The following is a 14952-nucleotide window of genomic DNA, read 5'->3' as shown; positions in this document are numbered from 1 at the left end:
GTTAAACCTCCACTTCATAGGTATCCCAGATGTTTGCCGCAGCTTTTTCGTTCGTTTCTTCTTTGCCCTGCGAAATCAGCCGCTTATTTAATGCAGGCGGTGTTAAAGGATGGCGCTTGATTCGGCGTCCTTCGTCTTCCTGCCACGCTTCTACAATGACATGGGCGTTTGTTCCGCCGTCGGCAAAGCAGTTTATTCCTGCCGCCGGTATTGGTGACGGCCAGTCTGTCAGAGTGCGGCTGAACTGGATATTGGCCTTTTCTCTGTCGAAATGTGCAAGTTCATGCTCACCTGATAAAAACGGGATAAAGCTCTTTTCTTTCAGCATGAGCACAACTTTTATGAAACTTGCAATTCCTTCCGCACAAAGCGGGTGCCCGATGTTCGGTTTCACAGATCCGATTCCGAGCGGTCCGCCATCTGTTGTGCGGTAGACGGATTGAATGGCCTTCAGTTCTAATAGATCAGTGACGACCGTACCTGAGCCGTTCGCTTCAATATGAGTGATGTCTTCCGGCCGTTTTCCGCTTTTTTCAAGAGCTGTCTTCATGACGGCCTTTTGCGCTTCAAGGCTCGGCGTAGCCGGCCCCGCCGTTCTTCCGTCATTATTGACAGAAGCCGCCTTCACCACGGCATAAATGGAATCTCCGTCTTTAACGGCCTGAGACACGGTTTTTAAAAGAACCATTCCGACACCCTCACCCAGTACGACTCCATCGGCGCGTTCGTCAAATACATGGAACGACTGCGATGCACTTAAAATGCCGCGCTGTTCAAACAATTTATGGGTTTCTTCAGATTCAAACAGGCTTACACCGCCGACAACGGCCGCTTTTATTTCTCCTGTTGCAAGGGCCTGCACGGCCATATTCATTCCGACTAAAGCAGAAGAGCAAGCCGTATCGAGGACAACACTCGGGCCGCGCATATCAAAATATTGAGAGAGATTTGCGGCCAAATAGTTCTGGCCCAGCGCGACGATCGGATTTTTCGCGTCCAGCAGTTTCTCTTCACCCGGTCTGTGCCGGCTCCGTCCGCCAAGATACACACCAATTGCCTCTCCTTTTATCTCATCCGGCGTATAGCCCGCGTGATACCACAGATTAAGACATTCTTCCAGAACAGCCAAAGCTTGAGGGTCCATTGCCTTCACATCCTCATCAGCCAGCAGAAAGAAATCCGGATCAAATTGATGAATTCCATCAAGCATTCCTGCGTAATAAGGTGTCTTCAAACCCCAACGCTCAGCCGGGACAGGACGGACGGCTGAACGGCCTTCAGCCAAAAGTGACCAGTATGCCTCTAAGGAAGCTGCCCCGGGAAACCGGCAGGACATGCCGACGACCGCGATATCTTCCCCGTGAATCTGTTTTCCGGCCGGCTCTTCTTCCGCCTTAACGGCTTGTGTTTCAATTACCGGCTCAGCCGGCGCCTTCATAACAGGCCCCGCCGCCATATCAAACAGATCTGACAAAACTTCTGTATATCCATCGAGAAGCCAATTTGCGAAAGATTGAATCGTCGGATATTCATACAGAATGGACGGGTCAAGCGATGCTGAGAGATTCCGATTGATCCGCTGCAAAAGCTGGGCAAGGATAATGGAGTCCACTCCGTAATCTTGGAATAATACGTCTGTCTCAAGCTGATCCTGGTCAATCCGCAGCTCTTCAGAAAATAATCCCGTCAGCCACTCTTCTGTTTTCTTTGTTAATTGTTCATTGTCCGCAGCCGAATCAGCTGTTTTATTCGGTTTTACCGCAGCCGGACTTATCGGCTTATCCTGGCTGCTTTGCCGCATGAACTGCTCCGGTTTCCACAGCTTAGGATTCAAAACGGCCGGCAGCACAGGGCCCCTGGCTGAAGAGAGAAGTATGCCGTCAAGAAGCTGTAATCCTTCTGCATTCGTGATGCTGTATAACCCGCTCTCTTTATAAGCTTTGTTCGTTACTTCGCCCATTCCGGTTTCTTTCCAGTTCGGCCACTGAATGCTTACGATCGGCAGCTGCTCTTTGTATGAGTTTGCAAAATAATCCATATACGCATTGGCCATGGCATAGTCGGCCTGTCCTGCTGAAAGCGCCGGTATCGCAGCTGACACGGAAGAAAACAGGACGAAAAACTTGAGCGGTTCACCGCTGAGCACATTGTATAACGCCTGAAGCCCGTCTACTTTCGGCTCGAGCACACGCTGTATATCCTCATCGGTTTTTCTGATGAATGCGAGCGTCTCTTTATCGGTCATACCCGCGCAGTGGATAACCCCGCCGATTGGTCCAAGCGTCTGTTTGATCTGATCCAGTTCTTGTCTCAGTCCGGCTTCATCCGCTAACGGGACTGACAATACCTTCACTTGTACACCTTTGGATTCCAAGTCAAGAACGGCTTCAATTTTCGCTTTTACAGAATCCGGCACCTCATTCAGGCGGCCCGTCCACTCATTTCGCGGCGGAAGGGTCTCACGGCCGGTAAGCACCAGTTTTTTCACTCCGTAATGTTCGGCAAAATGGCGTGCGCATAAAAGACCGATCCCCCTCGTGCCCCCGGTAATCAGCAGCGCATGGCCGTGCGGAAAATCAATTCGCCCGCCTTTCATCTCTATGTTTTCTGAGGCTCTCAATACGGCACGGTAACGCACGCCGCCTCTACGGCATACTTCCGCATCATCAGTACGGGCATGAAACTCATCGGCAATTTGCTTCGCCAATATGTCGTCCGAAAGCGCTCCTTCAAGGTCGAGATGCCTTGATGACAGATGGCTGTACTCGTACGCCAGCATTCTGTACAGACCGGCCCGTTTTGCTCCTGTTATTTGATTGGCCTCTTTTTCTATTGACTCAAGGTTTTTCGTGACACAAAGCAGTGTCATTCCTTCTTTATGCCCATGCTCAATCAATTGCTGAAGCCATTGGATACCGGTCATGTCTTCAGAATCTTCTTTCGCTGCGCCGAGGAGGTCGATGACTCCGTCAAACGCATGCCAGTCATATTCACCGGTAAAGCCTGATGCGGTGATGATACGGTGATTCGGGATATGCGCTGCGATTTCTTCTGCGAGATTGATCGTGTCCCCGCCGGTCAAAATCGCAACGGGGCGTGTATACGGTTCACGCAGTTCAAGCGGGCTCTGTTCCCATTGTTTCGTCAGAATACGTTTGATCCGTTCCTCTGTATGGACCTTATTTTTGTCAGGATTCTCAGGCACCCAATACGTGTCTTTTGCGAATGGATAAGACGGTAGACTGAGTAAACGCGGCGTGCCTTTTTCATACAGCCGGTTCCAATTCAACACGCCGCCTTTCACCCATACCTCTGCCAGCTTGGCGAATTTTCCTTTTCTGATCCAGGCGTCAATGACGATGTCCATATCTTCATCCGCCGTAAACAGTGCAAACGTATCTTTATTGCGGTGGGACTGGCCGGTATACAGTCCGGCGATGTTTTTCTCATTTTCCGTAAATGCTTCCAGCTTTGTTTCCAATTCCGCCATCGTCGCTGCAAGAATGGTCAGACGCTCTTCCATTTCGTCTCTTCCGGTTTGCAGCGTATAAGCGACAGCCGCCAAGTCTTGATCTGTGTACGGCGTTTGGCGGATCGCTTTTTGCAGCTGCTGCGCCTGTTCAAACAGTTTTTCTTTTGATTTGGCTGACAAAAGGATGATTGCCGGATTTTCCGGGCTGTGCTCAGGCTGAGCGGTTTCTTTCGGGACATACTCTTCAATGACAATATGGGCGTTGACCCCGCCGATGCCAAATGAGCTGACCCCGGCCCGGCGCGGAATCGCATTTCCGTTTCTATCTTCCGCAGCGGTCCACTCCTGATTTTCCCGCACGATGTAGAAAGGACTGTCATCCAGCTGAATGTAAGGATTGATCGTCTCGCAATGAAGGCTTTTCACCAGCGTTTTGTGCTTCATTTGCAAAAGCACTTTCATGACGCCTGATACTCCCGCGGCAAGCTCTAAATGGCCGATATTGCTTTTGACCGAACCGATGCCGCAGCGGTGACCGGAGACTTCAGGCTCTTGATTTGTTTTCGCCAGCTCGTGAAACGCCGCTTTCAAACCGTTTATTTCAATCGGATCACCCAATTCCGTTCCTGTACCGTGCGCTTCAATATAAGTGACGGTGCTCGGGTCTACTCCCGCTTTCCGGTATGCTTTCACCAATAAGTCAGCCTGCAGTTTCGGATTCGGCGAGGTTAACGTATTCGCCCGGCCGCCGTGGTTTTCAGCCGTCCCGCGGATGACGCCGTAAATCGGATTTCCGTCCCGTTCGGCATCTGTCAATTTCTTCAGCATCAGAATGCCCGCGCCTTCTCCTCTGACATACCCGTTGGCGTCTTTGGAAAAGGTTTTGCATTTTCCGTCTTTGCTGAGCATGCCTGCTTTGCTGTAGCTGATATGCGCTTCTTCCGTCAAAATCGTATTGATCCCTCCGGCAATCGCCATGTCACATTCTCCGTTTTCTATGGCGGATACCGCCCGATGGATCGCCACAAGCGAGCTTGAACATGCTGTTTCAATCGGCTCGCTCGGCCCGTGAAGATTTAACAGATAACTCAGACGGTTCGGACCTATGGAAGGAATCATGCTGCCTGTTGCTGCATGTCCTTCCGGCGCAAGACCGGCTCTTGTGAACAAATCTTTATAACCGGTATTTCCGGTTCCGATGAAGACGCCCGTATTTGTGCCGGAAAGGCTCTCCGGCTTACAGCCCGCATCTTCTATCGCCCGCCACGCATAAGTCAATAACAGCCGCTGCTGCGGATCTAAATATTGGGCTTCCCGCGGTGAAATTCCAAAGAACAGCGGATCAAATTCAGCTATTCCGTCGATAAAGCCGCCCCACTTGATATTCGTTTTATTCCCTTCAAGATTCGGGTCGCCACTAAACGCTTCCCAATCCCAGCGGTCTTTCGGAATCGTTGTGATAGAATCTTTTCCTTCTTTCAGATTGCGCCAAAATTCCTCTATGTCCTTCGCGCCCGGGAATCGGCCGCTGATTCCAACAATCGCAACCGGGTCAAAGCGGCGCGGTTCTTTTGTCTCTGCCGCAGCGTGCATTACCGTCGCGAAACGCTTTCTTCTCTGCGTTTTCGGCTTATGGGCTTTTGGCTGCTCTTTTTTCGGCGTCTCTTTCTTCTTTTCACCGAAACGGCCCGGGTGCTCTTTTGCCAAATATCCGGCCAGGCCGCTGATCGTCCCGTGCTCAAAGAAAATCGTCGGCGCCAGCTCCAGCTGATACGCTTCATTTAATTGATTTGTAAAGACGGTGAACGTTACCGAATCAAAACCGTATTCACTCAATTCCGTCTCAATCTCAATATCCTCACGGCCGACTTTTAATATTCCGCTTACCATGTCTGTCAAAGCGGTATGAAGCATCGGAAGAGCTTCCTCTTCATCTTGTTTTTCTTCCGGCTGAGAAGGAGAGCCGGCATCCTCATCTGTCAAATATTCCGCTAAACTGCGGATCGTGCCGTGCTCGAAGAAGATCGTCGGCGCCAGCTCCAGCTGATACGCCTCATTTAATTGATTCGTAAAAACGGTAAATGATACAGAATCAAAGCCGTATTCACTCAGCTCCGTATCGATATCAATCTCGTCTTGGCTGACTTTTAAAATCGAACTGACCATTCGGATAAGCGAATCGTGCCATCTGCCTGATGAAACGGCTGATACAGGCTCTGCCGTCTTCTCCTGCTGCTTGTCAGCTTCAGAAATGGATAGGAACGTCTGTTTTAACTTTGCCTTATAGCCTTCAGCTGCTAACACTTGCGGCTTTTCCTGAGCCAGACCTTCATAGAATGCAGACAGGCCGGCATCCTTTTGAAGCGGAACCATGCCGAAAGCTTTTTTCATCATTCTCTCCGTCTCGTCTCCCGCCTGCATACCGCCATCTTTCCACAGCGTCCAGTTAAAGGCGACCGTTTTTCCGTGCCGCAGACCATTCTCCGTAAGGGACTGCCTGTAAGCGGCGTACGCATCCATAAACGCGTTTCCGGCGGCATAATCAGCCTGCCCGACATTACCGAGAACGCCGGAGACACTGGAGAACAATACGAAAAAGTCAAGGCTGCAGTCTTTGCTGGCTTCATCTAAATAAGCGGTGCCGATCACTTTCGGATCCAGCACTTCCCGGAATTCTTCGTTCGTTTTTTGCAGCAGGAAGCGGTCTTGTATCACGCCCGCAGCGTGAATAATTCCATTAAGCTCCCCGAATTCCGCCGTAATCTCTTTTATCAGCGCCTCATTTTCCCGCCGGTCTGCCGCATTCAGCTTTTTCCAGATGACATGTGCGCCTGCATGTTGAAGCATGGCGATTTCACGCTGCTTGGCTTCTGTCACATTTGAGCGGCCAGTCAGAATGATCTTCGGGTGTTTTACGCGATCAGTGATTTCTTTTGCAAACATCAAACCTAAGCTTCCGGCGCCTCCGGTAATCAGGTATACGCCTTCGTCCTTCCAGACGGGTCCGCTTCCTGCAGGATGCATTTCTTCCCAGGCCTTCACATACCTTTTTTCTCCTTTATAACGGATGTGTTTATCATGCGGCCGATGACTATCGTTTTTCAGTTTTTGAGCGACAGCCGGCATTTCGCCGATTGAATCTATTTCGATGAGCTGACAGTCAAGTTTTCCGTATTCCAGCTCGGCTGTTTTTAACAAACCTGTTAATCCGGCAAACAATTGCTGGCTGCCGTCTGCTGAAATAACGGTCTGAATCAGAATGCGGCCCTGCCTTTTTTCGCTCATAATCCGCCGGATGTGTTCAGCGATCATCCGCGCATAGGTTTGGAAGCGTTCAGCGGCTGTTCCGCCCTCACCTTCCGCAATCAGCAGTTCGGCGTCTTTCAGGCCGGATGCCGCTTCATCTTTTAGATGAACTGCATCTTCACAAAGAATGATCAAATGCTCATCAGCATGGACAGAAGCTTTCTCGGATGCCGCAGCTTCTTTCCACACCGGTGTAAACAAGACCTTTTCCGAGCCGGATGGCTGAGCCGATTCTGCATCGCCTTCAAGCACTCTCGTAGAGAAGCCTCTCACCTTCACGCAAAGCGCTCCTGTTTCGTCGTACAGGTCAATGTCGGCTTTCTGCACGGAATCACCGGTTTGATATCCTTCGCTGAAGCGTGCATGCGCCCGCATAGTCGGCGTGCACGCTTTGATGACTTCAAGGTATTCCAGCGCAAACGGCAGAATCAGCTTTTGTCCGGAAAACTCCTGCATAATGCAGATCGTGGCCGTCTGAATAGCCGAATCAATGATGCTCGGATGAAGCGTAAATTGTCCGTTCGTATGAGAAACAGAATCCGGAAGCTGTATGGCAGAAAGCACTTCTCTTTCACCGATAAAGGCGGACTTAATGCCTTGGAAGGCTTTTCCGTGAAACATCCCCCTGCTCCTGCCTTCCCGGTAAAAGGACGCCGGATCTAGAATGTCCGCTGTGCACCTGCTTTGTATGGCAGAAAGGTCTGCCTCAGGCTCTCGGTCTGCCTTTATGATTTCAGCCCGTCCTTGGCTGTGCAGCACTTCTTCATCGTCAGCGTTTACGCTGTAAATGTCATACGAGATGATGCCGTCTTCTTCAGGAAACAGCGCAATATGGACTTGGCGCTCTTGTTCGTGAACGACGATCGGTTTCATCCAGACCGTATGATGGAGCGTTATTCTGTCTTGGTCCTTTAATAAGCCGCCAAGCGCCCGTTTTACCGCTTCATAAGACATTTCCAAATATGCCGCTCCCGGCAGCACCGCTTTTTCTCTGACCACATGATCCTTCAGGAAAAATTCAGAACCTGTAAACCGTGAGCTGAACCGCTGAACGGCCAAGTCTGACGTATTTTGCTGCACGAGCGGGTGTAAAACTGAGATTTCGGTATGTGCGGCAGATGTTTTCGTTTCAGTTTTTTTCGGCCAGTACGGTTCCTTTGCAAACGGGTAGACCGGCACACTGATCCGCTTCGGATGCTTGTCTTTGTAAAGCTTGTGCCAATTGATAGCGACACCTTTACTCCACATTTCACATAGCTTCGAACCTTTTCCTTTCGCAAGCCATTTCTCAATGAGTTCAGCGCTGTCATCATCATCAGAAAGCCAGGCGATGTCTTTTGCCTGCTGTTTTTCTCCCCTGAAGCAGCCTTCTACAGCCGGCTTATCATTGATAAAATCGGCAAGCTGCCGCTTCAGCTCCGCAGCGCTGCTTGTGATAAAGGCCGCACGCTCCTCCATCGCTTCCCTTCCGACTTGGAAAGTGTAGGAAATATCCGCAAGATCGGCGTCCGTTTTTGCATCGAGAAAAGCCAGCAGCCGTTTTGCGTACTCCTTCAGACGGTCTTGTTTTCTGGCAGACAGCGGAATAATGTACGGACCTGTCCATTCTGCTGCTTCAGACACCTCGGGATATTCTTCAAAAATCGCATGTGTATTTGTTCCGCCAAGCCCGAAAGAGCTTAAAGCCATGCGGTGTGCTGTGTTCTCACGGGTTAACTCTTTTTTCCCTTCCGCAACGTAAAACGGAGAGTCTTCTAAATGAAGATGAGGATTCGGCTCTTTGTAATTGATGCTCGGCGCGATTTCCTGATGATATAAGCTCATGACGACCTTGATGCAGCCCGCCATTCCGGCGGCTGTATCCAAATGCCCAAGATTTGTTTTGACTGAACCGATGCCGCAGTATTGTTTTTTATCTGTATATCGGCCGTACACAGATTGAAGCGCGGACAGTTCGATCGGGTCGCCGAGTTTTGTTCCCGTGCCGTGAGCTTCAACGTACGCGATCGTTTCAGGATGGATGCCCGTCTGATCGATGACCTTCTGAATGACCTCAGCCTGTCCTTTGACGCTCGGCGCGTAAAATCCGACCTTATCCGCTCCGTCGTTATTGACGCCGATTCCGCGCAGCAGCGCATAAATATGGTCGCCGTCCCTAACGGCATCGGACGCTTTTTTCAAAAGCACGGCACCGGCCCCTTCACCGCCGATCATTCCGTCAGCAGCCGCGTCAAACGCTTTAATATGCCCGTCGCTTGAAAAATTCAGCCCAGGCTGATGAACATACCCGACACTTGATTCCGTATGAAGGGTCGCACCGCCGACAAGGGCGTACTTGGCTTCGCCGGACTGCAGGCTTTGAAAAGCCGAATGCAGGCCGATTAAAGAAGATGAGCAGTTGGCATGGACAAAATAGCTCGGCCCTTTCAACCCGAGTTTATGAGAAATCATCGTCGGAATCGTCCCACTTTGGGCAAGCACCCATGACACATAGCCATCCGGCGTTTCCAGCTGTGCTGTCGTCTCCTCCGGCAGCAGGCTGCGGTAAGAGTTGGCGCTTGCAGACATATACACGCTTGTTTCCGGAATGTCTGTTGAGACATATCCCGCATCCTCAATCGCCTTCCATGAATGGAGCAAAAGCATTCTCAGCTGAGGATCCATATATTCCGCATCTTTCGGTGAAAAGCCGAAGAAACCCGGATCAAACATTTCTTTTCCTTCTAAAACGGCTTTAGCCGGGACGAAGCCGGGATGATCAGCCAGCTCTTCAGAAACACCGAAACGGCGGAGCTCCTCTTTTGAAAAGAAGGTGATGCTTTCTTTGCCTTCTTTGATGTTATTCCAAAACTCATAATGGTCTTTCGCTCCCGGAAACTCACAGGATATACCGATAACCGCGACGCTTTCATCATAATAATCGGGAAATTTCCCCATCAGGTTTTTGCGGTTTTCTGCATTCACTTTCTTTTCTGATACAGATGCAAAAACGGCTTCTGGCGGTTTTTGTTCAGCGATATACCGGCTGATGTCTTTTACCGTCGCGTATTCAAACAGCTCCGTCACACTGAAATCACAATCCAGTTCCTGCGTCATCCGGTCAGTGACAGTTACGGCAAGGAGCGAATCCCCTCCCGCATCAAAAAAGCGGTCATCAAGCGCTATGTCACTGCTTTTTAATACGTCCTGCCAAATCGCAAGCACCGCCTGCTGAATATGAGATGAAGAAAATGTTTTTGTTTCCGGCTTTTTCTCTGTCAGATCGCGCGCTGCAAGAAGCTTGCGGTCAACTTTTCCGTTCGGCGTAAGCGGCAGCTCTTCAAGACGGATAAAGGAAGCTGGCGCCATATAGGCCGGCAGCGCTTGTTTCAAATGCCTGCGCAATTCCTTTGAAGACGGAAGCTTTTCTCCGTTTTTCAGGATATAAAATGCGCAAAGCTTTTCATTTCCGGAGTGATTGTTTACAACAACAACGCTTTCCTGTACGGCCGGATGGGCATTCAGCCGGCTCTCAATATCTCCGGGTTCAATCCGATAGCCGCGGATTTTGACTTGGCTGTCCATCCGTCCCATGTATTCAATGCGGCCGCCGGGAAGAAAACGCGCCATATCGCCTGTTTTATAAAGCTTTGATCCCTGTTCCAGCCGGTGGCTGACGAAGGCTTTGTCCGTCAGCTCAGGCTTGTTGAAATACCCTCTTGCCAATCCGTCTCCCGCAATACAAAGCTCTCCCGGCACCCCTTCTAAAACAGGGTTGAGGTTGGAATCCATCATATACACACGGGTGTTGGCGATCGGGCGCCCGATCGTAAGCGCGCTCTCATTTTCCGTTATACGCTGCACCGCGGACCAGATTGTCGTCTCTGTCGGCCCGAACATATTCCAAGCCTCACTTTTCGTATCGAGAAACTGCTGCTTCAATTGCTCGCTAAGCGCCTCACCGCCGCAAAGGATTTTCACCTTTTCTTCATTTGTCCATCCGGAATGAAAGAGCATTTTCCACGTAAACGGCGTCGCCTGCATGATCGTCGGTTTGTACTCCTTAATCAATTCTTTCAGCTTCCGGGCATCTTTTGTGACTTCTGTCTTACAGATATGGCATTCCGCTCCTGTGATTAAGGGAAGGTACAGCTCCAATGCCCCGATGTCAAAGCAATATGTCGTGACGGCAAGCAGTTTATCTTCGGACGAAAGCCCCGGTTCATGCGCCATCGAGATCAAGAAATTGGTCAGCGCCCGATGCGGAATCATAACGCCTTTCGGTTTGCCTGTGCTGCCCGACGTGTAAATGACATACGCCAGGTCTTCAGGCGTCACCAGCCGTTTCAGCGCCATTCTTTCCCCCGCGGTCTCTTCAATATCAGACCAATCCCGATCAATGGCTGCTGTCTGTACGCCTCCCCAGTTCAAAGAGTGCTCTAAATCAGCTGTCGTCAGGCACATTGAGATCCTGCTGTCAGCAATCATATATTCCAATCTGTCAGCGGGGTAAGAAGGATCAAGCGGCACATACGCTCCCCCGGCTTTTAAAATGCCGAGAAGGCCGACAGCCATATGCAATGAACGATCTGTATAAATGCCGATGAGATCATCAGGCCCCGCGCCGTGCGCCTGCAAATAGAGCGCCAGTTTCGTGCTTTTTTCATCAAGTTCACGGTATGTCAGTTTTTGCTGTTCATATATAACCGCACAGGCATCAGGCGTTTCTGCCGCCTGACGTTCGAATAATTCATGGAAGCAGGCATCCGGATACTCGCGGCTTGTCTCATTCCAAGTCTTAAAAATCTTTTGCTCCTCGCTTTTTGCCATGAGAGAAACATTCTCAAGCGGCATATCCGCGTTTGCCGTCAAAGATTCTGCTGCCTGTACAAATTGGTTAAAAAGTCTGGCTGCCCCGGCTTCATCAAATAATTCAGTGCTGTATTTAATCGTAAGATCCATGCCCGATGCTTCTTCCCACATTTCAAATACAAGATCATATTCCCCTTCCTGATGAATGCCTTTTACAAACTCACAGGAGAATTCCTTGTATTCATCAAGCATCGATTGATAGCTTGAATGCTGCAAAAAATTCTGATAGAAAAAAGCATTAGAGAAAATAGGCGAACCGTTCTGCCGAGGTGTCGCATGAACATCACGCACCATTTTCGGGAACGGATAAAATGAGTGATCCAGTCCGTCCAAAACCGCATCCTGCACCTTTTGAACAAAGTCAGCAAATGTTTCTTTCCGTCCGGCTCTGCTCCGGATGGGAAGCATGTTAAGGAAATGGCCGATCACCCCGTCAAAGCGTTCTTCCGGTCTGACCATTGCAGGCATGCCTGTCACAATATCTTCCTTATCCGTATACTTGCTTAAAAGCACCATGTAGCAGCTCAGCATGACGGTGGACAAATGAATCGAACGCGATGCGGCAAATGCCGTGACATTTTTCAGCAGCCGTTCAGGAAGCCTGCGTGTCAGCGTTTCTTCTGTAAACTCCGGAGCACTGCTGTCCGTGCGCATCGGCGGAAGCTGAAGATCGGGCAGGTCGCCTCCGAGCTGTTCCATCCAGTAAGCGCGGTCTTTCTTGCTTTCCTCACTTGCCAAGTACCGCTTTTCCCAAACCGCGTAATCTGAATGTACGGAAGCACCAGCTGTAAATTCTTCTCCCTGCAGCAGCGCCTGATAGTGATCCAGCAGACTGTGAATAAATGTAATGGATGAAATACCGTCAAACACGATATGGTGAATGACCGTTAAAAGATAATGTTCCGAGATGGATTTTGAAAGCAGCTGCACACGCAGCAAAGGCCCGCCTTCTTTGACAAACGGCTCTTTCACTTTTTTTCGTATCAGAGTTGATATTTGTGATTCATTTACGTCAGAAATATCTTCTTCCGAAAATACAAAAGGATCAGCCGCTTCTGCAAAATAAAACCCGCCGTCTGTTTCCTTTACGGCGCTTTTGAGTATCGAGTGCTGTTTTAATACAAGCTGAAACACCTGTTTCAGTTTCTCTTTGTCGATTTCTGATGTGAATCGGAAACAGAGCGGGACATGGTATGCAGCCGATTCCGGCGACATTTTCTGCAATGTCCACAGCCCTTTTTGAACTTCTGAAAGCGCTGGCGCCGTTTGTTTGCTCTCCCGTTCTGCCGGCGGTTCGGCTTTTGCCGGGTGTTGGTCAGCGGACATGCTTGCCGATTTTTCAGCAGTATAAGCGGCTAAAGCGCCAATCGTCGGGTTTTTGTGCAGCTCTCTTGCCGTCAGCCGGATATGATACGTTTTTTCGATTGATCTGGCGAGTTTCATCATCTTAATCGAATTGACGCCAAGACTTTGAAGCGGTGTATTTGAATCAACAAGTTCATCCGCGATGGAAAGTTCCTCTTTCAGAAAGCGGATAAAATCCCGTTCAATTTCTTTCTCTTTAGAAGCTGATTCCGAAGTGCCGTCTTCTTGCCCGTTATTATGTAATGAAGCAAATTGCCCTTGTTCGAATGAATGTTTCAGCTGGGTGCGCTGGATTTTTCCGATTGCCGTCTTAGGAATGTCTTCTTTCGCAACCGGAAGCAGATAGTCAGGGGTGACGCCGATTCGCTGTGTCACATGCTGGTGAATGTGATGAAGCAGCTTCGTCCGGCGGCTCTCATCCAACGGAACGGATGTCACAAAGAAAATCGCCAGCTCATCTGTCGTGCTTTGATTCGGCCGGACGGCGCATGCCGCTGTATATGACGTTTCAATTTCCGGCAATTCCTCAACGGCTGATTCAATGGCGTGGCTGTAATAATTCACACCGTTGATAATGATGGCATCTTTCGTGCGGCCCGTTATCGTCAGACGGCCTTCCCGCAGAAATCCGAGATCTCCCGTTTCAAACCAGCCGTCTTCTGTAAAGACAGTCTCATTTAAGTCCGGCCGCTCATAATATCCGCTCGTCACAGTCAGACCCGACACTTGGAAGCGGCCGATTTCTCCTTCTTCCACCACCTGATTGCGGTCATCCGCAATTCTCATATTAAACCCCGGAATCGGCAGACCGATCTCCACGAAGCGGTCGTCATCACTCGTGTTTTCCAGCGTGAATTCATCTGAGAAAATAACCCCTGAAGACGTTTCAGACATTCCCCATGCGGGACGGATGGCATTAGCCGGCAGACCGTGCGGCTCTAAAAGCTCCATAATTCTGCGTCCGACTTTCGCAACCGCGGCCTCCCCTCCGTTCAGCATATAACGCATGGAGGATAAGTCCCATTTCCGCGTTTGAATCTCTTCTGCGAAATCGGCGAGAAGTCCGAAGGCAAAATTGGGCGCCCACGTGACTGAAGCACGGTAATGATCAATCAGATCGAGCCATTTTAAAGGGTCCATCAAAATGGATTCACTCGGTATGTTGATTTCTTCACACCCGAGATAAACATCACGCAGATGAAGCATTCCGATGCCGCCGACATGGTCAAAAGGCATCCAGTTAAACGTGACATCCTCACTTGTATAGCCTTGCATCTGAATATTTCCTTTGACCATGCAGACGACGTTTTCATGGCTGAGCATCACGGCTTTCGGCGTGCCCGTGCTTCCCGAGGTCAACAGCAGCATCGCCAGATCTTCCGGACGGGGATAATGGCAGTCTGTATCCATTTCATGCGCGGAAAGATCTTCTGCCGCCAAAGCGCAGAACCCAGAAAGCTCCTGATCCTTCGCCCATTCAGTCATCTCCGTCAGCACTTCACGGCTTGTGATGACATACGGCTGATTCAAAAGCGTCCAAGCGTCTTTCAGTTTTTGCGTCCCGCTGTTCATTTCTGTATAAGCCGGAGCGGCCGCAAGCGGAACCGGGATCGCTCCTAAAAAAACACAGCCCCAAAAGGCAGGAATCAGCTGAGAATTGTCACTGAGCTGTAAAATGACTTCATCATGGGCTTTCACGCCTGATTGGCGGAGTCCTTTCACAATCGAAAGAGCGATCTTTTTCAAACCGCTGTAAGTCTGATACACTTCGGTGCCGTCAGGCTGTATATATGTGATGCCCTTTTGATCATTCGCTGCGGCGGCGGTTTTATGCAGGACTTCAGGAATCGTCATCGGCTGATCCGCTGAAAGCCGCAATGATTTTCCATAGCTGACAGATGGCTTGAGTAACCCGCTTGCCTTCATATCACTTTTCATAGAGCTGCCTCCATTTCATC

The 14952-nt window shown here is 50.0% G+C and carries 1 protein-coding gene; it reads right to left on the bottom strand.

What is annotated here, in order from left to right:
- Position 1: 1 nt before the first annotated feature.
- A complete protein-coding gene (locus tag AD710_RS16300; RefSeq protein ID WP_049628508.1) occupies positions 2–14932 on the bottom strand; it encodes a non-ribosomal peptide synthetase in 14931 nt (4976 codons plus the stop codon).
- Between the last annotated feature and the right edge of the window lie 20 nt (positions 14933–14952).

It is taken from the genome of Bacillus sp. JFL15, assembly GCF_001184225.1.
GTDB lineage: Bacteria > Bacillota > Bacilli > Bacillales > Bacillaceae > Bacillus > Bacillus siamensis.
Note: the sequence above shows the minus strand (reverse complement) of the source record. Positions and strands in the feature narration are given on the sequence as shown.

Coding starts and splice junctions, on each gene's coding strand:
- AD710_RS16300 (WP_049628508.1), bottom strand. CDS start 14,932: ATGAAAAGTGATATGAAGGCAAGCGGGTTACTCAAGCCATCTGTCAGC.